Below are 23,178 nucleotides of genomic sequence, written 5' to 3' on the forward strand. Positions count from 1 at the left end.
GCGGTGTCACAGCCCGGCCGGTACGCCGATCAGCGTGCCGACCAGGTAGGTGGCGGCGGCGGCCGCGGCGCCCAGCAGCAGTTGGCGCAGCCCGCTGGTCCACCATGGGCGTTGGGTGAAGCGGGCCACCACCGCCCCGGCGGCGAAGAGCCCGAGCCCGCCCACGCCGAGTGCCAACCACAGCTCGGTGGCGCCGAACAGGTAGCTCAGTAGCGGCACCAGCGCGCCCACCGAGAAGAACAGGAACGACGAGATCGCCGCCGCCCACGGGCTGGGCTGGTCGTCGGGGTCGACGCCCAACTCCTCGCGGACGTGCACCCGCAGGGCCTCCTCCGGGTCACGCCGCACCGCCTCGGCGACCTGGGTCGCCAGGTCCCGGGGAAGACCCCGGGCCACCCAGGCGTCGGCCAACTCCCGGGCCTCGGCCTCGGGGTGCCGTTCCAACTCGCGCCGCTCCTTGGCCACCTCGGCGGCGACCTGCTCGTTGGCGGAGCGGACGCTCGTGTATTCGCCGAGCCCCATCGAGATGGCACCGGCGACCAGGCCGGCGGAGCCGGTGAGCACGATGCTGCGGGGTGACACCCCGCCGCCGCCGACACCGGCGATCAGGGCGATGTTGGTGACCAGACCGTCCATCGCACCGAAGACGGCCGGGCGCAGCCACCCGCCGGAGACGTCCGCGTGGTGCGCCTCACGCAGCGCCGCTGGGGTGTCGGTCACGGCAGGGTCAGGATCTCGTGGCCGTCGTCGGTCACCACGATGGTGTGCTCGAACTGGGCCGTCCACTTGCGGTCCTTGGTCACCACGGTCCACCCGTCGTCCCACATGTCGTACTGGTAGGTGCCCAGGGTGATCATCGGCTCGATGGTGAACGTCATGCCCGGCTCCATGATGTCGGTGGGCCGCGGGCTGTCGTAGTGCGGCACGTAGAGCCCGCTGTGGAACGCCTCGCCGATGCCGTGGCCGGTGAAGTCGCGGACCACGCCGTAGCCGAACCGCTTCGCGTACGACTCGATGACCCGGCCCACCACGTTGATCTGGCGGCCCGGGACGACCGCGCGGATGCCGCGCATCATCGCCTCGTGGGTGCGCTCGACCAGCAGCCGGGCCTCCTCGCTGACCGCGCCGACGCAGAAGGTGGCGTCGGTGTCCCCGTGCACCCCGCCGATGTACGCGGTCACGTCGACGTTGATGATGTCGCCGTCCTGCAACACGGTGGAGTCCGGGATGCCGTGGCAGATGACCTCGTTGAGGCTGGTGCAGCACGACTTCGGGAAGCCCTTGTAGCCGAGCGTCGACGGGTACGCGCCGTGGTCGCAGAGGAACTCGTGCACCACCCGGTCGATCTCGTCGGTGGTCACGCCGGGCTTGCAGTGCTCGCCGGCGAGCTGGGTAGCCTGGGCGGCCAGCCGGCTGGCGACCCGCATCTTCTCGATGGTCTCCGGCGTCTGCACGTGCGAGCCGCGCCACTGGACGGGGCGCTCCTTGCCCACGTACTCCGGTCGGGCGATCTGGGACGGCACCGGACGCGTCGGGGAGAGCGTGCCTGGTGTCAGCGGCGGACGGACGGTCATGCCGCCAGCCTATCGCCGGGGCCGCTGGTGACCCGCGCCACGGGCGCTCCGAGGGGGTTGTTGCCCCACCAGTTCGGCTGTGCCATGGTGTCAGCGTGGATCAAGGGGGAGCACCACCCGTCTTCTCCGCCAGTGCGGAGATCGACGGTGACCACCTCCAGGTGGTGGTGGCCGGTGAGGTCGACATGGCCACGGCCGACACCATGCTCCAGGCCGCGTTGCGCGAGCCCGCCGAGCGGATCACCCTCGACCTGAGCGCCGTCACCTTCTTCGACTCGGCCGCCATCCACGCCCTGGTCCGGCTCGCCCAGCAGTTCTCGGGCGCGCTCACCGTCCTGCCTTCGCGGCAGGTCCGCCGGGTGCTGGAGATCTCCGGTCTGGGCGAGCAGAGCTGGCTCCGGCCCACCTGAGACGACGACCCGGCCGCCGCCGGGCGCACGCTCAGCTCCGCAGCTCCCGGCGCAGGGTCACCTCGGTGCCCTCGTCGGTACGCCGCACCGACAGCTCACCCAGCGCCCTGATCAGCGCCAGGCCACGCCCCCGGAACCCGGAGCCGGTCGACTCACGCCACTGCCCGCTGTCGCGCACGGTGGCTGTCACCGTCCGACCCTCGATGGCCACCTCCACGCTGATCACCGCCTCGGCGGGGTGCACCGGATGCTCGATGGCGTTGGCCGCGGCTTCGGAGACCGCCACGGTCAGGTCGAACACGTCCGTCTCGTCGACCGCGTGCGCGACGAGGAAGTCCTCCAGGCGCTTGCGCAGCACGCTGAGCCGGGTCGGGTCCGCCGGCAGCCGCAGCGCGAAACGGTTCAGCTCGGCCGCTTCGAGGGCGAGGACCGCCACGTCGTCGCGGCGCGGACGCCCGTCGACCCGCTCGACGACCGCGTCGATCAGATCCACCACGTGCTCGCTGGGGGTCGCCGCGTCGACGCAGAGCTGGGCCAGCGCGGCATCGATGCCGAGCTGACGGTCCTCGATCAACCCGTCGGTGTAGAGCACCAGTCGGTCGCCGGGCGTCAACTCGCCCTCGACCGCCTCGTACGTCGCACCGGGGATCGCGCCGACCGGTGGGCCGAGCGCACGGTCGTGCAGGAACGTCACCTCACCCGCTCTGACCAGCAGCGGGGACGGGTGGCCGGCGCTCGCGTACCGCAGCCGGCCGGTGCGCGGGGTGAACAGCAGACAGACCACCGTCGCGAAGGAGCGGGCCTCGGTGGAGCCGACCAGCCGGTTGAGCCGGGTCAAGGACTCAGCCGGGTCGTAACCCTCCAGCAGGTACGCCCGCAGCGCGTTGCGCAGTTGCCCCATCGCCGCGGCGGCCTGGACGCCCTTGCCGACCACGTCGCCGATGACCAGCACCAGATCGTCGTCCTCGACGTTTATGGCGTCGTACCAGTCACCGCCGACCTCGACGTCGGCGGTGCCGGGCAGGTACCGACTGGCCACCACCGCTCCGGGTAGCTGCGGCAGCGACCGGGGCAGCAGGCTGTGCTGCAGGGTGGTCGCGATGCGGTGTTCGGCTTCGTAGAGTTGCGCGTTCTCCAGGCGGACCCCGACCAGCCGGGCCAGTTGGGTCAACGCGGCCTCGTCGACCTGCGCGCCGTCGCCGGCCGGACGCCAGACCCGCAGTTCGCCGAGCGGCTCGCCGGCGGTGCCGGTCAGCTCGGCCACGAAGGACGGGTCGGCGGCGGTGGCGCCCCCGGTGTCCGCCTCGGACCGGGCGCCGCTGGTGGTGACCACCACCCGCGCGGCCTCGACGAGGCTCAGCGCGTGCCGGGCGGCGACCTGGAGCACGTCGGCGGTGGACCGGGCGGTGTTCACGGCCACCGCCGCGTCGGCCAGCGCCCGGAGCCGGCGGATGATCTGACCGCGGAGTTGCCCCAGCTCGACGTTGGCCCGGACCCGTGCGATCAGCTCCTGGCCGGAGAACGGCTTGGTGAGGTAGTCGTCGGCGCCGGCGGAGAGGCCGGCGACGGCCTCCGCGGAGCCGGCGCGGGCAGAGAGCAGCACAATCGGCACATGCCGGGTACGCGGGTCCGCCCGCAACGCGCTCACCAGCCCGAATCCGTCCAATCGGGGCATCATCACGTCGCTGAGGACCAGGTCGAAGCCGCCCTCGCGGGCCAGTGGCAGGGCGACCAGCCCATCGCTCGCGGTGACCACCTCCCAGGTCGGGGAGAGCAGTCTGGTGACGTGCTCGCGCAGGTCCACGTTGTCGTCGACGACCAGGATCCGGCCGGCCGGAGCGCCGTCCGTCGGCCGACCGTCGAGGCCGGGTACCGGCGCGACGCCGGTCCACAGCGCGGTTTCCGCCACGTAGAGCCGGGCCTGCTCGGGCTCACCCGGGGGCAGCGGGTCGAAGGCCGCGACCCGGTCCGCGGGCAGGTGCGTCGAACCGAACGGAACGGTCACCGTGAAGGTGCTGCCCTCGTCGACCTGACTGGTCAGACCGACCGTGCCGCCGTGCATCTCGACCAACTCCCGGACCAGCGCCAGGCCGATCCCGGTGCCCTCGTGGGTGCGGGCGCGCACCCCCGGCACCCGGTGGAACCGCTCGAAGACGTGCGGCAGCTCGTCCGGCAGGATGCCGATGCCGGTGTCGGTCACCTCCAGGCAGGCCACGCCATCCACGGCCCGGACCCGCACCCGGATCTCGCCGTCGAAGGTGAACTTGATCGCGTTCGACACCAGGTTGAGGACGATCTTCTCCCACATGTCCCGGTCGACGACGACCGGCGCCGGCAGCGGTGGGCAGTCCACCACCAGCCGCAAGCCGGCCCGTTCGGTGGCCGAGCGGAAGGTGCTGGCCAGTCGGGCCGTGTAGCTGGCGAGGTCGGTGGGCTGGTAGCGGGCGGCGAGCCGACCGGACTCCAGCCGGGAGAAGTCCAGCACGGTGTTCACCAGTTTGAGCAGGCGCAGCGCGTTGCGGTGCATCATGGTGAGCCGGTCGGTCTCGGCCGCGGACCGGGCCGGGTCGGCCAACATGTCCTCCAGCGGGCCGAGCACCAGGGTCAGCGGGGTGCGGAACTCGTGGCTGACGTTGGCGAAGAAGTTGGTCTTCGCCAGATCGAGCGCCGCCAGCTCGGCGGCACGGGCCCGCTCCTGCTCGTACGCCCGCTGGGTGCCGACCGCCCGGGAGATCTGGGCGGCGACCAGCTCCAGGAAATTGCGGTAGTCGTTGCTGAGCGGAAGCTGGCGGGCCACGCCGACGACCAGCGCGCCGACCGTCTGGTTCGTCGCCGTGAGAGGCAGCACGAGGGCCTGGTCGGCGGCGTCGACCGGCGGCGGATCGAGCAGATCGGCCACGTCGACGGTCGCGGGCGCGGCGTCGGCGGTGACCCGGGCCAGCAGCTCGGCGGTGTCGCCGAGCGTGGCCGGGGCGGTGCCGGTGGACCCGGCCAGGGCGAGCTGACCGCTCTCGTCGGCCAGGTAGATCAGGGCGAAGGGCACGTCCGCCCGGTGCCGGCCGAGCACCCCGGCGGCGCTCCGCCCGAGTTCGGCCGCGCTGCCCGTGTCGGTCACCTCGGCACCCAGTTCGGCAAGTGCCCGTAGCCGGCGCTCGCCGAGGACCCGTCCGGTGGTCTCGTTGACGACGCAGTAGACGCCGGTGACCGAGCCGTCCTCACCACGGATCGGGTCGTACGAGACGTTGAAGTAGGTCTGCTCGACGAAGCCGTGCCGGTCCAGCAGGAACGGGTGGTCGTCACCCCGGTAGGAGCGCCCGGTGCTCCGCACGCCTTCGAGCAGCGGGCCGAGCACCGCCCAGGTCTCCGCCCAGTGCTGGCGGGCCGGTTGGCAGAGCACGTCCGGATGTTTGCTGCCGATGGTCGGTCGGTAGGCGTCGTTGTAGAAGGCAAGTTGCTCGTCGCCCCAGAACATGACGATCTGCGCGCTGGAGGCGAGCATCATGCCCACCGCGTTGGAGAGCGCCAACGGCCAGCGGCCGGGCTCGCCGAGCGGTCCGGTGGACCAGTCGAAGCGGCTCAGCCGCTCCCCCATCTCGCCACCGGCCGCGAACGCCGCCGCCAGCATCGGAGGAGCCTTCGGGCCGGGCGCGACGGACTGCCCGATGTCCGCACCCCCCTGGGCCGAGCTCATACAGCCTCCCGCTCCGGCCGGCACCCCGCGACCGTTGATCTTCACCCGCCGTGCTTCGACTTGTACCCCAGCGGACCAGCAACGTAACGCAAGACGACGGTTGGGCGCTGTTGACGTCCGCCCGAGCCGTCGGGCACCGGACCGTACGCCGGGCGCGCCGGCGTCGAAAGGGCCGTCGTCAGCGGCCCGGCGAGTCAGAAGACCGGCAACCCGTCGATGCTCGCCGCGTTCCTGGTGGCCCGGTAGACCGCCAGGTCGTCGGCGGTACGACGGGAGTGTGAGGTGATTAACAGGTCGCGCTCGGCGCGGAAGTCCATCAATGGCACCGCGTAGCCGCAGGAGTCGCTGACCCGTTCCACCTCGACGGTGATCACGGCCCGGACGCCGTGCACGTCCGGCGGCTCGGGAAATTCGGCGAGCCGGTCGGCGAAGCCGTCCTCGCTCACCGAGACGCTGCGGCCCCGTCCCTGCAACCGGACGATCTTCGGCGGCCCGTCGAAGGCGCAGAACATCAGCGTGATTCGGCCGTTGTCCCGCAGGTGGGCGATGGTCTCCGCCCCGCTGCCGTGATAGTCGAGATAGGCCACCCGGTGCGGGCCGAGGATCACGAACGTGCCCCGCATGCCCTTCGGGGAGACGTTGACATGCCCCTCGGCGCCGGACGGCGCGGTGGCCACGAAGAAGACCGGCTGGTCCGCGATGAAGTCACGTAGTCGACCGTCGATCTCCGGATAGACCTTGCCCATGCGGCGATCCTCCCATCGCCGCGACCACCCGTCGGGGCGACCTAGCTCACACCGCTGCCCATCCGCTCGGCGGCGGCCCGGACCAACGCCGTGATCGGCCGCGGCTCCTCCTCGTTCTCCGGATGCCACTGCACGCCGAGCAGGAACGGCAGCGCCGGGTCCTCGACGGCCTCGATCACGCCGTCCTCCGCCCACCCGGTGACCGCGAGTCGACCGGGATCGGCGACCGACTGGTGGTGGTACGAGTTGACCCGGTCCACCCCGGCCAGCACCCTCGCGGCCAGACTCCCCGGCGCGAACCGTGCCGGGTGGGTCCCGTAGACGCCGGGCGCCGGACGGTGCCCGTCGTGACCGACCACGTCGGGCACGTGCTGGTGCAGGGTGCCGCCGTAGGCGACGGCAAGCACCTGCATCCCCCGGCACACGCCCAGCACCGGCAGTTCGGCGGCGAGCGCGGCGGCCAACAACACCAGCTCACCGGCGTCCCGGTCCGGCCGATCCTCGGTCCGCGGGTGGTGCCGCTGGCCGTAGCGCCCCGGACCCACGTCCGCGCCACCGGCCAGCAGCAGCCCGTCGAGGACGGCCACCACGTCCGCGTCCACGTCGTCCGGCGGCAGGACCACCGCACGGCCACCCGCGGCCGTCACCGCCCGCGCGTACGCCTCCGGCACCAGCACGGCCCGCACGCCCCGCCAGACCGCCCAGTCGGCGGGCTCGACGTACGCGCTGATCCCGATCAACGGCCTTCGCCGCCCCGACTCCGTTCGCGACTGCGGGGCTCGCAGGACCGGCTCACTCCTCGCGCTCACAGGGGGGTGACGTACGCGCCCGTGATGCCGCCGTCGACCACGAACTGCGCGGCGGTCATGAACGAGGCGTCGTCGCTGGCCAGGAACGCCACCGCCGCGGCGATCTCCTCGGGTTGCCCGAAGCGCCCCATCGGTACGTGCACGAGCCGGCGGGCGGCCCGCTCCGGGTCGGCGGCGAACAGCTCCAGCAGCAACGGGGTGGCCACCGGCCCGGGACAGAGCGCGTTGACCCGGATGCCCTCGCGGGCGAACTGCACACCCAGCTCCCGGGTCATCGCCAGCACTCCGCCCTTGCTCGCGGTGTACGCGATCTGCGACGTCGCCGCGCCCATCAGCGCCACGAACGACGCCGTGTTGATGATCGAACCCTTGCCCTGGCGGCGCATGTGCGGGATCGCGTACTTGCAGCAGAGGTAGACGCTTGTGGTGTTGACCCGCAGCACCCGCTCCCACGCGTCGAGCCCGGTGTCCAGGATGGAGTCGTCGTCCGGGGGTGAGATGCCGGCGTTGTTGAACGCGATGTCCACCCGGCCGTGCCGGTCGGCCACCCCGTCGAACAGGTCGCGTACCGCCGACTCGTCGGCCACGTCGGTGGCCACGAACTCGCCGCCGCACTCCTCGGCGGCCCTCGTGCCGGCCGCCGCGTCGATGTCCACGCAGACCACCCGGGCACCCTCGGCGGCGAACCGCCGCACGGTGGCCAACCCGATGCCGCTGCCCGCTCCGGTGACCACGGCCACCCGGTCCTGCAACCGACCCTGCACAGGCGTCACTCCTCTGTCGCGATGAACACGTTCTTGACGTCGGTGAAGGAGTGCAGCGCGTCCGGGCCCAGCTCACGGCCGAGCCCGGAACGCTTCATCCCGCCGAACGGAGTCCAGTAGCGCACCGAGGAGTGCGAGTTGACGCTGAGGTTGCCCGCCTCGACGGCACGGGCCATCCGCAGCGCGCGTCCGACGTCCCGGGTCCAGATCGAGCCGGAGAGGCCGTACTCGGTGTCGTTGGCGAGCCGGACCGCGTCGGCCTCGTCGTCGAACGGCAGCACCGAGACCACCGGGCCGAAGATCTCCTCCCGCCAGTGCCGGTCGGCCGGGGAGTCGGCCAGCAGCACCGTGGGCGCGTGCCAGAAGCCGGGGCCGTCGGGGCAGGAGCCGGTGAAGGCGACCCGCGCGTCGGGCAGGTAGCCGGCGACCCGGTCCCGTTGGGCCGCCGAGATCAGCGGCCCCATCTCGGCGGTGTCCCGGGACGGGTCCTCCACCCGGAAGGCGCGTACCGCCGGTTCGAGCAGTTCTAGGAACCTGTCGTACACCGGGCGCTGGACCAGGATCCGCGACCGTGCGCAGCAGTCCTGGCCGGCGTTGTCGAAGACCGCGCCCGGCGCGGTCGCGGCGGCGCGTGCCAGGTCGGCGTCGGCGAACACGATGTTCGCGCTCTTGCCGCCCAGTTCCAGGGTGAGTCGTTTCACCTGGGCCGCGCAGCCGGCCATGATCCGGGTGCCGACCTCGGTGGAGCCGGTGAAGCAGATCTTGCGGACCGCCGGGTGGCTGACGAACCGCTCCCCGACCACCGAGCCCGCACCCGGGACGACGATGAACACGTCGTCGGGCAGGCCCGCCTCGCGGGCCAGCTCGGCCAGGCGCAGCGCGGTGAGCGGGGTCAACTCGGCGGGCTTGAGCACCACGGTGTTGCCGGCGGCGAGGGCCGGGACGAAACCCCAGGCGGCGATGGGCATCGGGAAGTTCCACGGCACGATCACGCCGACCACGCCGAGTGGCTCGTGGAAGGTGACGTCCAACCCGCCCGGCACCGGGATCTGTCGACCGGTCAGCCGCTCGGGCGCCCCGGCGTAGTAGTCCAGGACGTCGCGGACGTTGCCGGCCTCCCACCGGGCGTTGCCGATGGTGTGACCGGAGTTGCGCACCTCTAGCTGGGCAAGCTCGTCGAGATGCGCGTCGACGACGGCGGCGAACCGCCGCAGCAGCCGAGCCCGATCCCCCGGCCCCACGAGACGCCAGGTCGCAAAGGCCGACGCGGCCCGAGAGATCGCCGCGTCCACGTCCTCGATCGAGGTCCCCGCAACCTCCCGAAGAGCAGCCCCGGAAGCCGGATCCACCAGTACCGTCACACGCCCCACCCCTCGATATCCCAGTCGATCATGGAGTTGTGGTGCCCCACATAAGCCGCCTCACGCGACTTTCCGCCCACCACAAGTCCATGATCGACCCGGTGAGGTGTGGGGTGGCGGGTTAGAGGCGTTCGAAGCCACGCTTCAGCTCCCAGTCCGTCACCGCGGCGTCGAAGGCCGCCAGCTCGACTCGCGCCTGGTTGGCGTAGTGGGCCACCACCTCGTCGCCGAACGCCTCCCGGGCCACGGTCGACGCCTCCCAGAGGGTCAGAGCGTCGCGCAACGTGCCGGGGACGCGCTCGGCCTCCGGGTCGTCGTACGCGTTGCCGGTGCACTCTGCGGCCAGCTCCAGCTCCCCGTCGATGCCGTGCAGCGCGCCGGCGACCAGCCCGGCGATCGCCAGGTACGGGTTGACGTCGGCGCCGGGCACCCGGTTCTCCACCCGCATGCCCTGCCCGTGCCCGACCACCCGCAGCGCGCACGTGCGGTTGTCCACCCCCCAGCGCAGCGCCGTCGGGGCGAACGATCCGGGTTGGTAGCGCTTGTAGGAGTTGATGTTGGGGGCGAAGAGCAGGCTGAACTCCCGCATGGTGGCGAGCAGCCCGGCGAGCACCCGCTGCCCGGTCGGCGACAGGTGCGCCGGCCCGTCGCCGAGCATCGCCGAGTCACCGCTGGCGTCGCGCAACGAGAAGTGGATGTGGCAGGAGTTGCCCTCCCGCTCGTTCGGCTTGGCCATGAAGGTGATCGCCATCCCCTCCTGGGCGGCGATCTCCTTGGCGCCGTTCTTGTAGATCACGTGGTGGTCGGCGCAGGCCACCGCCTCGTCGTAGCGGAAGGCGATCTCGTGCTGGCCGAGGTTGCACTCGCCCTTGGCGCTCTCCGGGGTGAGCCCGGCAGCGGCCATCTCGGTGCGGATCCGGCGCAGCAGCGGCTCCACCCGGGCGGTACCGAGCAGCGAGTAGTCGACGTTGTACTGGTTGGCCGGGGTCAGGTCGCGGTAGCCGCGCTGCCAGGCGTCCTCGTACGAGTCGCGGAACAGCACGAACTCCAGCTCGGTGCCGGCGTACGCGGTCAGCCCGCGCTCGGCCAGCCGGTCCAGTTGCCGGCGCAGGATCTGTCGCGGTGAGGCGACCACGTCGCCGGAGCCGTCGAGCCAGGTCAGGTCGGCCAGCAGCAACGCGGAGCCCGGCTGCCAGGGCGTCCGGCGCAACGTGGCGAAGTCCGGCACCATGGCGAAGTCGCCGTAGCCGCGTTCCCAGCTCGACATCGCGTACCCGTCGACGGTGTTCATGTCGACGTCCACGGCGAGCAGGTAGTTGCAGCCCTCGCTGCCGTTGGCCACCACCTGGTCGAGGAAGAACGGCGCGTGGAACCGCTTGCCCTGCAGGCGGCCCTGCATGTCGACGAGGGCCAGCACCACGGTGTCGATCTCGCCGGCGTCGACGGCGACCCGCAACTCTTCCAGCGTCAACGGCGTTCTGCTCATGAGCGGGCCTCCATCACCAAGGTCTACTGGCAAACCGGATCACCGTCAATGCCCACGGCATGGTCGGCGGCAAACCACGCGGGAGTTGTCATGCGTCTTCGAGCGGTCCTGGCGGTCGTCACTCTCGCCATCGGGCTCGGCACGGCGGTGAGCGCCGAGGCGGGCGTTCGTCCACGGGACGGGTCGGTCACCGCCGCGGGTGCCGGCGGGCTCGATCTCAGCCAACCGGAGGTCGTCGCGACCGGGCTCGAAGCGCCCTGGGGGCTCGACTTCCTGCCTGACGGCAGCGCCCTGGTGGCGCAGCGCGACCAGGGCAGCGTGTTGCGGATACGACCGGGCCAGCCGCCCGTGCGGGTCGCCCAGATCCCCGGCGTGGTCGCCGGCGGTGAGGGGGGCCTGCTCGGCCTGGCGGTCTCCCCCCGGTACCGCCTGGACCGGTGGGTCTATGTCTGCTTCACCACCGCCACGGACATCCGGATCACGCGGTTCCGGTTCGGCGCGCCGCAGACCCAGCAGGTGATCCTCAGCGGTCCCGCGCGGGCGTCCGTCCACAACGGTGGCCGGATCGCCTTCGGCCCGGACGGGTTGCTCTATGCCGGCATCGGTGACGCGGGCGTCCCCGCCAATGCGCAGAACCTGGCCAGCCGCAACGGCAAGATCCTGCGGATCCGGCCGAACGGGGGCATCCCGGCGGGCAACCCGTTCCCCGGCTCTCCGGTGTTCAGCTACGGCCACCGCAACGTGCAGGGTCTGGCCTGGGACGCGCGGGGCCGATTGTTCGCCACCGAGTTCGGTCAGAACGCCTGGGACGAGGTGAATCGGATCGTCGCGGGCGGCAACTACGGCTGGCCGGTCGTGGAGGGCCCGAGCAGCGATCCCCGGTTCCGTGCCCCGGTGGTCGTCTGGCCCCCGGCGCAGGCGTCGCCGAGTGGCGCCGCCTTCGCGGGCGGCACCCTGTTCGTCGCCGCGCTGCGGGGAGCCCGGCTGTGGGCCGTCCCGATCGGCCCCGCCGGGACGGTCGGCACACCGTCCGCCGAACTGGTGGGCGCCTACGGCCGGCTCCGTACCGTCGAGGTGGCCCCGGACGGCTCCCTCTGGGTGGCCACCAGCAACCGCGACGGCAATGGCACCCCGGGGCCGCAGGACGACCGCATTCTCCGGTTCACGACCGGCGAGCGGCAGCCACCGCCCGCCGGTCGTGTCGGAGTCCGTCTCGCGGACACCGCGCAGCCCTGACCCCCCGACAGGACACGGTCATTCGGAGCCGTCGACCGCCGCCGGCTCGGACGTGGGCGCCGGCTCCTCGACGGTACGGACCGGGCCGGCGAACCACTTCCGGGCCGAGGCGTACCACCAGATGGCGACCACCAGCAGCACCCCGCCGACGGCGAGTGGCGCGTAGTTCACCGCCGACCAGGTGAACCCGTCGTTGCCGGGCACCCCGGTGGGCACGATCGGCAGCACGAAGTAGACGGCGATGATCGCGATCTCGATCACCGCGATCCAGCCGAGCAGCTTGTACCTGCGGCCCAGCGTCCACGGGCCGGGCACGAACCGGTCGCCCATCCGCAGCCGCAGCGCGATCGGGATGAGGAAGGACAGGTACAGCCCGAGCACCGCCACGGAGACCACCGCGTAGAAGGCGATCGGGATACCGGCCGAGCTCTCGTAGAGCGCCGGCAGGGTCAGCACCAGGCCGGCCAGGGTGGCGCCGATGATCGCGTTGACCGGGGTGCCGTTGCGGTCGACAGTCGACCAGAGCCGCCATCCCGGCACCGCCCGGTCCCGGCTGAACGCGTACGCCATCCGGCTCATCGACGTCACGCAGCTCATGCCGCAGAAGAACTGCCCGATGGTCGAGATGATGATGACGATCTTGAAGAAGACCGGGGTCAGCGCCGACTCGAAGATGGCGCCGGAGAACCCGCCTGCCGCGTTGACCGCCTCGACGTCGGTGGCCGCGAAGAGGAACGCCAGCAGCAGGATCCACCCACCGACCGCCGAATAGAAGATCGACTGCCAGAGACCGCGGGCCGCGGCCTGCGACGCGCCCCGGGTCTCCTCGGAGACGTGCGCGCAGGCGTCGAAGCCGGTGATCGTGTACTGGGTCAGCAGGAAGCCCAGCGGCAGCACGTAGAACCAGAACGTCAGCCCACCGACGTCCCCGTCACCGAAGCCGGAGTTGTTGAAGCGCTCGGTGAACACGAACTGGAAGCTCTGGTGGTTGTCCGGGACGAAGACCAGGATGGCCACCACGACGGCCGCGCCGGCCACGTGCCACCAGACCGAGACGTTCTGGAGTACGTCGATGATCCGGTGCCCGAAGATGTTGATCAGCCCGTGCAGCACCAGGATGATCACGAAGAGGATGAACGCCTGCCGCAGCGTCCCGGCCCAGCCGTCGAAGAGCGCCGACAGGGTGAGGTTGAGGAACGTCGCGCAGCCGTAGTCCACCGAGGCGGTGACCGCCACCAGACCGATGAGGTTCAGCCAGCCGGTGAACCAGCCGTGCACCGGGCGCCCCATGGTGGCCGCCCACCAGTAGATCCCGCCCGCGGTCGGGTACGCCGACACCAGTTCCGCCATGCAGAAGCCGATGATGAGGATGAACAGCGAGATCAGCGGCCAACCCCAGGAGATGGCGACCGGCCCACCGTTGTTCCACGCCTGCCCGAAGGTGGTGAAGCAGCCGGCCAGGATCGAGATGATCGAGAACGAGATGGCGAAGTTGGAGAAGCCACTCCACTTGCGGCGCAGCTCCTGTTTGTAGCCGAGTTCGGCGAGCCGTCGGGCGTCGTCGTCCATCGGTTGCTCGGCGGTCGGCACGGGCGTCGTGGCCACTGCACACCTCCCTGAGGTGGTTCCGCGTGCGAGTGCGCAAAGTGTCGTCCCGGCTGATCAAGGCGGTCAATACGTCCGGGGTGGCAATCTCACCGGCGGAGGGCTAATTGCGTTGCCGTCCGGCCGCTCCGACCCGCATCCTTAACCCTGTGACCAGGCCCGATCTCCGGGCCACTCCCCGGGCACTCGGACCGCCCGGACCGCGGCGCGGGGCACACCTCTCTCTCACGTACGGCTCATCGCCGTACCCGACAAGTGCCCCGCGCCCACTCCAACGCCGCCGCACCGCGGGCGCGTCACGCCGGAATGGTCAGGTCAGGAGGAGGCCGGTCACCCAGAGCGCCGCGACGGTCAGACCGGCCAGGAACTCCACGAGCATCGACAGGCCGACCGCCTTGATGGCCTGCACGGTGGACGGCCAGGCGAGCCGGTTGCTGCCCAGCCGCAGCCGCTCCGCCGCCCACACCCCGGCGACGAAGCCGAGCACCAGCCCGACGACCGGCACCACGAAGAACCCGATGACGCCGAGCACCCCGCCGGCGAGCAGCGTGGACATCGGCACGCCGGTGTTCTTCAGGTTCCGGCCCGGCCACGCGTACTTGATCACGGTGCCGCCCGCCGCGACGACCGTGGCGGCGGCGAACACCGCCCACCCGCCCATCCCGGCGCCGCCGAAGATCGCCCAGACCAGTACGCCACCCCAGCACAGCGGCAACGCCGGCAGACCGGGCACCACCACGCCGGCCAGCCCGGCCAGGATGGCCAACCCGGCCACCACGGTCACCGCCGTCTGTGAATCTGTCAGGTCCACGCTGTCACCTTCCATCGCCGCCATCCGAGCTGATTCCCGCTCACGCCGCCCCGCCCCGCAGCCGCGCGGTGATGGCGTCGGCCGGGACCGGGGCGCCGAAGTACCGGCCCTGCCCGGTGTCGCAGCGCAGCGCCCGCAGCCGTTCGGCCTGTACCCCGGTCTCGACCGCCTCGGCGGTGACCCACAGCTCCAGTGCGTGCGCCAACCGGACCAACGCGTCGACGATTCGTTCGTCGCGGTGGTCGGCCGCGACGTCGGTCCCGTCGGCGCGGATCCCCTCCACGAACGGGCCGGCGAGCTTCAGCGAGTGGATCGGCAACCGCCGCAGGTACGCGAGGTTCGAGTAACCGGTGCCGAAGTCGTCCACGGCCAGCCGGACGCCGAGCGCGGCGAGCCGATACAGGCTGCGCAGGGGCTCACCGGCGCTGCCCATCACGGCGCTCTCGGTCAACTCCAACTGGAGCAGGTCGGCGGGCAGGCCGGTGCTGTGCAGCACGTCGGCAACAGTGTCCACGATCGCCGGGTCGTCGGCCTGCCGTGCGGCCAGGTTGACGCTGACCACCAGCCGGGCGTCGGGGAACTCCCGCCGCCACCGCTCGGCGTCGTGACAGGCCCGCCGCAGCACCCACTCGCCGAGTCGGACGATGAGGCCGGTCTCCTCGGCCAGGCCGATGAACCGGTCCGGGCCGATCAGGCCCAACTCCGGGTGCTCCCACCGGACCAACGCCTCCACCGCGAGCATGGTGCCCTCCAGCAGCGACACGATCGGCTGGTAGTGCAGCACGAACTCGCCCCGGTCCAGCGCGGCGGGCAGTCCGGCGACGAGTGCCGACCGCGCGATGTCCCGGGCACTGCGCTCCGGGTCGTAGACCGCCCAGCGGCCCCGGCCCGCCCCCTTGGCCCAGTAGAGGGTGGTGTCCGCCGCCTTCATCAGCTCGGACGCGGTGGTCTCCGCCGCCAGGCACTGCACGATGCCCACGCTGGCCGACACGGCCAGCTGGTGGTCACCGACGTGCACCGGGGCCGCGACGGCGGCCAACGCGGACTCCGCGACGGCCACCGCGTCGTCGATGTCGTCCCCGCCGTCGACCAGGATCACGAACTCGTCGCCACCCATCCGGGCGACGAGGTGGCCATGGTCGGACACGCACGCGGCCAGCCTGCGGGCGATCATCACCAGCAGCCGGTCGCCGAGGTCGTGGCCGAGGCTGTCGTTGATCGCCTTGAAGCCGTCCAGGTCGAGGAAGCACACCCCGACCCGCCGCCCGGCGCCCGCGGCGTCGAGGACCCGGCCCAGCGTCTCGAAGAACAACGTCCGGTTGGGCAGTCCGGTCAGCGGGTCGTGCAGCGCCTGGAAGCGCAGCCGCTGCTGGAGTTCGTACCGCTGGGTGATGTCCTCGACCATCGCGACGGTGAACCGGGGACGCCCGTCGCCGTGCCGGATCAGCGAGACGGCCAGATCCGTCCAGACCACGCTGCCGTCCTTGCGGTGATAGCGCTTCTCCACCCGGGCGGCGTCGTGCTTGCCGTCGACCAGTTCCTCGTAAAGCTCCCACATCCCGGCGGCGTCGTCGGGGTGGAACAGCGCCGCCACGTTGCTGCCGCGCAACTCCCCGATCGAGTAGCCGAGCATGTCGGCGAACGCCTGGTTGACATCGATGATCTGGCCGTCCACGCCGGCGATGCCGATGCCGATCGCGGCGCCGCTGAAGACCGCCCGGAAACGGGCCTCGCTGTCGCGCAGTGCCTGCTCGACCCGGTCACGTGCCTGCCAGGCGGAGCGGGCGATCTGCTCCTGCTGGCTGAAGGTACGGTCACGCAGCGCGCGTGCGAACCCGGCCGCCAGCCCGCCCTGCAGCGCGGCGATCCGCTCGGTCAGGTCCGCCGGCCGGTCTTCGGTGGGAAGCAGCCGGCCCGGGAAGTCCGTACCGAGGGCGCGCAGCGTCCAGTCCAGGGCCTGCGGTGCGGTGAGGTGCGCCTCGACAAGCGCCCGACCGACCTCCTCCGCCGGTTCGGCACTGAACGGTTCCGCCCGCACCGCCCGCGCCAGCCGGATCGTGTGCGCCAGCAGCAGCCGCTCGGTCTCGGCCACGCTGAGTGGCACGAAACCGAGACGGCGGATCGCGCGGGCCCAGTCGGCGGCGTACCCCTGGGCGTCGGCCCGGCCGACGGGGTCCGGGACGGCGGTCATGTCGATCAGCCGGCGGGCTGGTCGTACCGGGCGACGCCACCGAAGGCGCCGAACCGCTCCGGGTGCTCGTCCACGTCGGACGGTGAGTCCGGGCGCCAGAGCGGCATGTGCACCACACCCGGCTCCAGGACGGTCCAGTCGCCGAAGAAGCCGGTGACCTGCGCGCGGGAGCGCAGGGTGATCTCGGTGGCGGTACGGGCGGAGAGTCGCTGGGCGTCCAGCATCTCCTGTGGCTGGTCCTCGAAGGTGGAGTGCGAGACGACCAGGAAGCTGCCCGGCGCGGCGGCGGCGCGCAGGGCGGCCAGGATCTCCTCGGGCCGGTCGCCGTCCGGGATGAAGTGCACCACCCCGGCCAGCAGGATGCCCATCGGCCGGTTGAAGTCGATCAGCCCGAGCTGCCGGGTCTCGGCGAGAATCCGCTCCGGCTCGCGCAGGTCGGCGTGGATGACACCGGTCAGCTCGTTGCCGGCGAGCAGTTCCCGGCTGTGCGCGACGGCCACCGGGTCGATGTCGACGTACACCACGCGGGCCTTCGGGTTGACCCCCTGGGCCACCTCGTGCACGTTGCCCACGGTGGGAATTCCAGAGCCGATGTCGAGGAACTGGTCGATGCCGGCGTCGAGCAGCACCCGGACGGCCCGGCGCAGGAACTCCCGGCCGGCCCGCATGGTGGCGGCGAGATTCGGGGTCATGCTGGCGATCTGCTCGGCCAGTTGCCTGTCGATCTCGAAGTTGTGCGCCCCACCCAGGAAGTAGTCGTACACCCGGGCCGCGCTCGGCCTGGTCAGATCGATCTCGGTCGGCAGTCCGTCCGGCATCAGTGTGCTCCCCAACTCATCGCCGCGGCGCGGGACGGCACCGGCGTCGACGGGCGTGCGCGAGCACCGGCCGACCCGCGGGTCGTGTGGTGTGCACCACTCTAGGCGGCTGACTCCAGCATCAGCGAGATGCCTTGACCGACGCCGATGCACATGGTGGCCAGAGCCCGGCGGCCACCGCGGCGGCGCAGCTCCAGGGCGGCCGTCAGCGCCAGCCGCGCGCCGCTGGCACCGAGCGGGTGTCCCAGCGCGATGGCCCCACCGTTCGGGTTGACGTGGTCGGCGTCCACGGGCAGACCCAACTCCCGCAGCACCGCCACGGACTGCGCGGCGAACGCCTCGTTCAGCTCCACCACGTCCACCGCGCCCAGCTCGACGCCGACGCGGTCGAGCAACTTGCGGGTGGCCGGCACCGGGCCGATCCCCATGATCCGGGGCGGCACGCCGGCCGCCGCCGCACCGACGATCCGGGCCAGCGGGGTGAGGCCGTACCGGGAAACCGCCGCCTCGCTGGCCACCAGCAGCGCGACCGCGCCGTCGTTGACGCCCGAGGAGTTGCCCGCGGTGACCGTGCCGCCGTCGCGGAACGGGGTGGGCAGCGCCGCCAACTTCTCCAGCGTGGTCTCTCGGGGGTGCTCGTCGACCTCGACCAGCCGGGTTTCGCGCCGACCGGCCGGCACGGACACCGCGACGATCTCCTCGGCGAACCGGCCGTCGGCCTGCGCCCTGGCCGCGCGCTGCTGCGAGCGGTACGCGAAGGCGTCCTGCTCGGCCCGGCTGACGCCGTACTCGGCGGCCACGTTCTCCGCCGTCTCCGGCATCGAGTCGATCCCCCACCCGTCGCGCATCAACGGGTTGACCAGCCGCCAGCCCAGCGTGGTGTCGTACACCTCGGCCGAGCGGGAGTACGCCGACGTCGCCTTCGGCAGGACGAACGGCGCCCGGCTCATGCTCTCCACCCCACCGGCGATCATCAACTCGGCCTCGCCGGCGATGATGGCCCGGGCGGCGGTGGCGAGGGCGTCCAGGCCCGAACCGCAGAGCCGGTTGACGGTGCTGCCCGGCACCTCCTCGGGCAGGCCGGCGAGCAGCGCCGCCATCCGGGCCACGTTGCGGTTGTCCTCGCCGGCCTGGTTGGCGCAGCCGAGCACGACGTCGTCCACCCGCGCCCAGTCCACCGACGGGTGCCGGACGACCAGTTCACGGATCACGTGCGCGGCCAGGTCGTCGGGGCGGACGGCGGCCAGCGCGCCCGCGTACCGGCCGATCGGGGTGCGGACACCGGCCACCAGGTATGCCACGGTCATCGCGAGTCCTTCGGGGTGCAGACGGCGGGGGTGGGGCACGCCCACCGGGTCGCGGGGGCTGCCGGCCGCCAGGATATCCGCGCGGGCAACGGATAGGTTGACGGCATGGCCCGGGCCCAGTTCAGCGCAGAGACCAGCGGCGGCGGCGCGTTCGTCCGCCAACCCAACCGGTTCACCGGTCGGGTCACCGCCGACTCGACCTCCCCGCCCGGCGGCGGCCCGGACGAGCAGGACCGCTGGCCCCTGGAGGCCGGCCGCTACCGGCTGATCTGGTGCCGGGCCTGCCCGTGGGCGCACCGGGCGAGGATCGTGCGTGGCCTGCTCGGGCTGGACGAGGCGATCTCGCTGGGCACCGTCGACCCGATCCGCGACGAGCGGGGCTGGGCGTTCGCCCTCGACCCGGACGGCTTCGACCCGGTCCTCGGCGTGAGCTTCCTCTCCGAGGCGTACCTGGCCACCGACCCGGACTACACCGGCCGGGTGACCGTGCCGGCGCTCGTCGACACCCGGACCGGCCGGGTGGTCACCAACGACTACCCGCAGCTGACCCTCGACTTCTCCACCGAGTGGCGGTCACTGCACGCGCCCGACGCACCGGACCTGTACCCGGTCGCGCTGCGCCCCGAGATGGACGCGCTGATGGCCGAGATCCACACCGACGTCAACAACGGCGTCTACCGGTGCGGGTTCGCCACCTCCCAGGAGGCGTACGACGAGGCGTTCCGGACACTCTTCGCCCGGCTGGACGCGCTCTCCGAGCGGCTGGCCGGGCAGCGGTACCTGATGGGCGACGCGATCACCGAGGCGGACGTGCGGCTGTTCACGACGCTTGTCCGCTTCGACGCCGCGTACCACGGGCACTTCAAGTGCAACCGGCAGAAGCTGACCGAGATGCCGGTCCTGTGGGCGTACGCCCGGGACCTGTTCCAGACCCCCGGCTTCGGCGAGACGGTCGACTTCGACCACATCAAGCGGCACTACTACGGCACCCACCGGGAGATCAACCCCAGTGGCATCGTGCCGCTCGGGCCGGACGAGTCGGGCTGGCACACGCCACACGGGCGTGGCTGAGCCGGGTCGTTCCGACACCACGTCCGCGCCGAGGGTCGGCGCGGACGTCGCCCGTCGGGCCGCCGGTTCCGCCGCGGCGGGTTGCGCGCTGGCCGGTGCGGTGGCGGTGACGGTCGCCGTGGTCGCCGGTCCCGGTCCAGGGCTCACCGGGTACGTCAGCGAGGCCGGCATCGCCGGCAGTGGACACGCGGCGACGTACCGGATCGGGGTCCTCGCCCTGGCCGCCGCGTTGCTGTTGCTCGGTGCCGCGCTGCCTCCCGGGGTGTGGGCGGCGGCGCCGGCGCTGCTCGCCACCGGTGCCGTGTTGACGGCGGTGTCCGGGGCGGTGACCTGCTCCGCCGGCTGTCCGTTGCCGCCGTTCGAGCGAGCCACGACCGCTGATCTGGTGCACGGCGGCGCGAGCATCGCGGCCACCGCGTCGGTGGTCTTCGCGATGCTCGCGCTCGCCGTGTCCGGGTCGGCTGGCCCGGCGGTGCGTCGACTGGCCGGCGCGACCGCCGCGCTGGCCCTGCCGCTCTGCGCGACGGTCGGGCTGACCATGCTCGTCGTCGGCCGGGGCGCGGTGGTGGGTGTGCTGGAGCGGCTGGTCCTGTTGCTGCTGGCCGCCTGGGGTCTCGCCACCGCCACCGTACTGGCCCTGAACCACCGACAGGCGAGCTCCTTGTAAGGATCCTCACGTCGACCGCTCCTTGCGATACCCGGGCAGCGGCGTAGTCTCGCCTAGCGATGACCAATGTCTGGGGCCTCACTGTCCGCCTGTATGTCGATCTCCGACTACAGGCCAGTGGCATCTGTCCGGGCTAGCTGCGTTTCCACGCCTGCCCCGATCAGACCGGACAATTGGATAGATTCCTCATGCCCTTCAGCCTGCGCAAGATTCCCTTCTCCGTGCAGATCCTGCTCGGCCTCGTGCTCGGCGTCGCGCTGGGCTTCCTGGCCCGCGCCAACGACCTGAGCTGGCTGACCAGCACCCTGCACACCGTCGGTGGCCTCTTCATCCAGCTGCTCAAGCTGGCCGTACCGCCGCTGGTCTTCACGGCCATCGTGGTCAGCGTGGTCAGCCTTCGCGGCGTGGCCAACGCCGCGCGGCTCGCGCTCAAGACCCTGATGTGGTTCGGCATCACCGCGCTGATCGCGGTGAGCATCGGCATCGGCATCGGCCTGCTCACCAACCCGGGTAAGGGCGTGTCCCTCGACGTGGGTGGCGCGACCCCGCCGAAGAACACCGGCTCGTGGACCGACTTCCTCACCGGCATCGTGCCCACCAACCCGGTCGGCGCGTTCGTCGAGGGCAACGTCCTGCAGATCGTCTTCCTCGCCCTGGTCGTGGGTGCGGCGGCCCTGCTGGTCGGCGACGCCGCCGAACCGTTCGTCGCGCTGAACCGCTCCCTGCTGGAGATCGTCCAGAAGGCGCTCTGGTGGGTCATCCGCCTCGCCCCGATCGGCACCCTCGGCCTGATCGGCAACGCCGTCGCCTCGTACGGCTGGGACCTGCTGGCCCCCCTCGCGAAGTTCACCACCGCCGTCTACGTCGGCTGCGCCATCGTGCTGTTCGTGGTCTACCCGCTGGTGCTGATCCTCGCCGGCCGCCTCAACCCGCTGCGCTTCTTCGCCGGCGCCTGGCCGGCGATCGAGCTGGCCTTCGTGTCCCGCTCCTCCGTCGGCACCATGCCGGTGACGCAGCGCTCCGTCGAGCGGCTCGGCGTGCCCCGCGAGTACGCCTCGTTCGCGGTGCCCTTCGGCGCCACCACGAAGATGGACGGTTGTGCCGCCATCTACCCCGCACTCGCCGCGATCTTCGTGGCCCAGGTCTTCGGTGTGCACCTCGGCGTCACCGACTACCTGCTGATCGCCTTCGTCTCGGTGGTCGGCTCGGCGGCCACCGCCGGCCTGACCGGCGCGATCGTGATGCTCACCCTGACCCTCAGCACGCTGGGCCTGCCGCTGGCGGGCGCCGGCCTGCTGCTGGCCATCGACCCGATCCTGGACATGATCCGCACCGCCACCAACGTGGCCGGGCAGGCCCTGGTGCCGACCGTGGTCGCCGCCCGCGAGGGCACCCTCGACCGGGCCGCGTACGAGTCCGCCGGTCGTCGCGACCTGATCGAGCCGGAGCCGGTCGCGGAGACCCGTCCCGAGCTGACTCCAGTTCCCGCCTGACCAGAGCACACCGACGACGACAGGCCCTCCCCCGGGGGGCCTGTCGCCGTCTCGGAGAGGATGGCCCCATGAGTTCCCTGTTCACCCCCCTGGCCCTGCGTGCCGTCACCCTGCCCAACCGGGTCGCCATGGCGCCGATGTGCCAGTACTCCGCCGGCCCGGACGGCCTGCCGACCGACTGGCACCTGATCCACCTGGGCAGCCGCGCGGTCGGCGGCGCCGGGCTGGTGCTGACCGAGGCGACCGCCGTGCTCCCCGAGGGCCGGATCAGCCCGCAGGACACCGGGCTGTGGTCCGGCGCGCACGTCGACGCGTGGCGACCGGTGACCGCGTTCGTCGCCGCCCACGGCGCGGTGCCGGCCGTGCAGCTCGCGCACGCCGGCTTCAAGGCCTCCACCTACCGGCCGTGGGCGCCGGAACGCGGCGGGGTGCCGGACGCCGAGGGCGGCTGGACGCCCACCGCGCCCGGCTCGGAGCCGTTCACCGCCGGCTACCGGACGCCGACCGCCCTCGACGAGGCCGGCATCACCGGTGTGGTCGAGGCGTTCGCGACGGCCGCCGAACGCGCGCTGGCCGCCGGCTTCGCGGCCGTGGAGATCCACGCCGCGCACGGTTACCTGCTCAACGAGTTCCTCTCGCCGCTGACCAACCACCGCACCGACGGCTACGGCGGCGACCGGGCCGCCCGGATGCGACTCACCCTGGAGGTGGCCCGCGCGGTACGCGCCGCGGTCGGCGAGGACGTGCCGGTGCTGACCCGCATCTCCGCCACCGACTGGGTCGAGGGCGGTTGGACGATCGAGGACAGCGTGGTGCTCGCCGGTGAACTGGCCGGCGTCGGCGTCGACCTGGTCGACGCCTCCTCCGGTGGCGTCAGCACGGACCAGCGCATCCCGCTCGGCCCCGGCTACCAGGTGCCGCTGGCCGCCCAGATCCGCCGCGAGGCCGGCGTTCCCACCGGCGCGGTGGGCCTGATCGTCGAGCCCGAGCACGCCGAGCAGATCATCGCGGGCGGCGAGGCCGACCTGGTGCTGCTCGGCCGGGGCTCCCCCGTCGACGACCTGGTCGCCAAGGTCTGCGACGTGTACCGGGGACGCATACAACCGATGGTCGACTTCGACGAGCGCGACCTCATGAC

At 72.0% G+C, this 23,178-nt stretch carries 19 protein-coding genes; 6 read left to right on the forward strand and 13 right to left on the reverse strand.

Annotated features, from left to right (window positions below; genetic code table 11):
- Positions 1–6: 6 nt before the first annotated feature.
- Positions 7–720, reverse strand: coding sequence for a VIT1/CCC1 transporter family protein (locus tag AB0C01_RS04815; protein WP_357247272.1), 714 nt, complete (start codon positions 718–720; stop codon positions 7–9).
- Positions 717–1,574 (reverse strand): type I methionyl aminopeptidase, encoded by an 858-nt coding sequence (gene map, locus AB0C01_RS04820; protein ID WP_357247269.1) that lies wholly within the window; start codon positions 1,572–1,574, stop codon positions 717–719. Before map ends, AB0C01_RS04815 begins: the two co-directional genes overlap by 4 nt.
- A gap of 95 nt (positions 1,575–1,669) precedes the next feature.
- On the opposite strand from map, the gene AB0C01_RS04825 reads away from it, so the two are divergent.
- Entirely contained in the window at positions 1,670–1,984 is a 315-nt protein-coding gene (locus AB0C01_RS04825) for an STAS domain-containing protein (protein WP_357570230.1), read from the forward strand.
- A gap of 31 nt (positions 1,985–2,015) precedes the next feature.
- On the opposite strand, the gene AB0C01_RS04830 is transcribed toward AB0C01_RS04825, so the two are convergent.
- The 6 genes from AB0C01_RS04830 to AB0C01_RS04855 form a co-directional block, all read right to left on the reverse strand.
- Complete coding sequence (locus AB0C01_RS04830) at positions 2,016–5,675, reverse strand: SpoIIE family protein phosphatase (protein WP_357570231.1); 3,660 nt, start codon at positions 5,673–5,675, stop codon at positions 2,016–2,018.
- A gap of 194 nt (positions 5,676–5,869) precedes the next feature.
- The gene (locus tag AB0C01_RS04835) at positions 5,870–6,421 is read right to left on the reverse strand and encodes a pyridoxamine 5'-phosphate oxidase family protein (protein ID WP_357247260.1); all 552 of its coding nucleotides are present in this window, start codon (positions 6,419–6,421) and stop codon (positions 5,870–5,872) included.
- Positions 6,422–6,462: 41 nt separating this feature from the next.
- A complete protein-coding gene (locus AB0C01_RS04840; RefSeq protein ID WP_357570232.1) occupies positions 6,463–7,161 on the reverse strand; it encodes a gamma-glutamyl-gamma-aminobutyrate hydrolase family protein in 699 nt (232 codons plus the stop codon).
- A gap of 65 nt (positions 7,162–7,226) precedes the next feature.
- Entirely contained in the window at positions 7,227–7,994 is a 768-nt protein-coding gene (locus AB0C01_RS04845; RefSeq protein ID WP_210784710.1) for a 3-oxoacyl-ACP reductase, read from the reverse strand.
- Positions 7,995–7,999: 5 nt separating this feature from the next.
- Positions 8,000–9,355 carry an aldehyde dehydrogenase family protein gene (locus AB0C01_RS04850; RefSeq protein ID WP_357570233.1) on the reverse strand — a complete coding sequence of 452 codons (1,356 nt, stop codon included), beginning with the start codon at positions 9,353–9,355 and terminating at the stop codon, positions 8,000–8,002.
- Between the two features lie 121 nt (positions 9,356–9,476).
- Complete coding sequence (locus tag AB0C01_RS04855) at positions 9,477–10,841, reverse strand: glutamine synthetase family protein (protein WP_357247250.1); 1,365 nt, start codon at positions 10,839–10,841, stop codon at positions 9,477–9,479.
- Between the two features lie 90 nt (positions 10,842–10,931).
- Here AB0C01_RS04855 and AB0C01_RS04860 point away from each other — a divergent pair, with 90 nt between their 5' ends.
- On the forward strand, positions 10,932–12,077 hold the full coding sequence (locus AB0C01_RS04860) for a PQQ-dependent sugar dehydrogenase (protein ID WP_357570234.1): 1,146 nt from the start codon (positions 10,932–10,934) through the stop codon (positions 12,075–12,077).
- An 18-nt stretch (positions 12,078–12,095) separates the two neighbouring features.
- Here AB0C01_RS04860 and AB0C01_RS04865 read toward each other — a convergent pair whose 3' ends face one another.
- The 5 genes from AB0C01_RS04865 to pcaF form a co-directional block, all read right to left on the reverse strand.
- Positions 12,096–13,682, reverse strand: a complete 1,587-nt coding sequence (locus AB0C01_RS04865) for an amino acid permease (protein ID WP_357570235.1) — start codon at positions 13,680–13,682, stop codon at positions 12,096–12,098.
- 310 nt (positions 13,683–13,992) lie between these two features.
- Complete coding sequence (locus AB0C01_RS04870; RefSeq protein ID WP_357247241.1) at positions 13,993–14,493, reverse strand: DUF456 domain-containing protein; 501 nt, start codon at positions 14,491–14,493, stop codon at positions 13,993–13,995.
- 40 nt (positions 14,494–14,533) lie between these two features.
- A complete protein-coding gene (locus AB0C01_RS04875) occupies positions 14,534–16,684 on the reverse strand; it encodes an EAL domain-containing protein (RefSeq protein ID WP_357570236.1) in 2,151 nt (716 codons plus the stop codon).
- Positions 16,685–16,689: 5 nt separating this feature from the next.
- Complete coding sequence (locus AB0C01_RS04880) at positions 16,690–17,502, reverse strand: SAM-dependent methyltransferase (protein ID WP_357247235.1); 813 nt, start codon at positions 17,500–17,502, stop codon at positions 16,690–16,692.
- A 101-nt stretch (positions 17,503–17,603) separates the two neighbouring features.
- Positions 17,604–18,809 carry a 3-oxoadipyl-CoA thiolase gene (gene pcaF, locus AB0C01_RS04885; protein ID WP_357247232.1) on the reverse strand — a complete coding sequence of 402 codons (1,206 nt, stop codon included), beginning with the start codon at positions 18,807–18,809 and terminating at the stop codon, positions 17,604–17,606.
- A gap of 105 nt (positions 18,810–18,914) precedes the next feature.
- Here pcaF and AB0C01_RS04890 point away from each other — a divergent pair, with 105 nt between their 5' ends.
- The 4 genes from AB0C01_RS04890 to AB0C01_RS04905 all read left to right on the forward strand — a co-directional run.
- Positions 18,915–19,880, forward strand: a complete 966-nt coding sequence (locus AB0C01_RS04890) for a glutathione S-transferase C-terminal domain-containing protein (protein WP_357247229.1) — start codon at positions 18,915–18,917, stop codon at positions 19,878–19,880.
- On the forward strand, positions 19,873–20,547 hold the full coding sequence (locus tag AB0C01_RS04895) for a DUF998 domain-containing protein (RefSeq protein WP_357247227.1): 675 nt from the start codon (positions 19,873–19,875) through the stop codon (positions 20,545–20,547). The genes AB0C01_RS04890 and AB0C01_RS04895 overlap by 8 nt, the downstream gene beginning before the upstream one ends.
- 200 nt (positions 20,548–20,747) lie before the next feature.
- Positions 20,748–22,040 carry a dicarboxylate/amino acid:cation symporter gene (locus AB0C01_RS04900; RefSeq protein ID WP_357570258.1) on the forward strand — a complete coding sequence of 431 codons (1,293 nt, stop codon included), beginning with the start codon at positions 20,748–20,750 and terminating at the stop codon, positions 22,038–22,040.
- 68 nt (positions 22,041–22,108) lie between these two features.
- A partial coding sequence (locus AB0C01_RS04905; protein ID WP_357570237.1) for an NADH:flavin oxidoreductase/NADH oxidase occupies positions 22,109–23,178 on the forward strand: 1,070 nt, incomplete at its 3' end.

It is taken from the genome of Micromonospora sp. NPDC048905 (genome assembly GCF_040649655.1).
Lineage (GTDB): Bacteria > Actinomycetota > Actinomycetes > Mycobacteriales > Micromonosporaceae > Micromonospora.

What these genes read in the sequence shown, in the direction of transcription:
- AB0C01_RS04880 (WP_357247235.1), bottom strand. Translation starts at nt 17,502, where the DNA reads ATGCCGGACGGACTGCCGACCGAGATCGATCTGACCAGGCCGAGCGCG.
- AB0C01_RS04855 (WP_357247250.1), bottom strand. Translation starts at nt 10,841, where the DNA reads ATGAGCAGAACGCCGTTGACGCTGGAAGAGTTGCGGGTCGCCGTCGAC.
- AB0C01_RS04830 (WP_357570231.1), bottom strand. Translation starts at nt 5,675, where the DNA reads ATGAGCTCGGCCCAGGGGGGTGCGGACATCGGGCAGTCCGTCGCGCCC.
- pcaF (WP_357247232.1), bottom strand. Translation starts at nt 18,809, where the DNA reads ATGACCGTGGCATACCTGGTGGCCGGTGTCCGCACCCCGATCGGCCGG.
- AB0C01_RS04875 (WP_357570236.1), bottom strand. Translation starts at nt 16,684, where the DNA reads ATGACCGCCGTCCCGGACCCCGTCGGCCGGGCCGACGCCCAGGGGTAC.
- AB0C01_RS04860 (WP_357570234.1), top strand. Translation starts at nt 10,932, where the DNA reads ATGCGTCTTCGAGCGGTCCTGGCGGTCGTCACTCTCGCCATCGGGCTC.
- map (WP_357247269.1), bottom strand. Translation starts at nt 1,574, where the DNA reads ATGACCGTCCGTCCGCCGCTGACACCAGGCACGCTCTCCCCGACGCGT.
- AB0C01_RS04835 (WP_357247260.1), bottom strand. Translation starts at nt 6,421, where the DNA reads ATGGGCAAGGTCTATCCGGAGATCGACGGTCGACTACGTGACTTCATC.
- AB0C01_RS04890 (WP_357247229.1), top strand. Translation starts at nt 18,915, where the DNA reads ATGGCCCGGGCCCAGTTCAGCGCAGAGACCAGCGGCGGCGGCGCGTTC.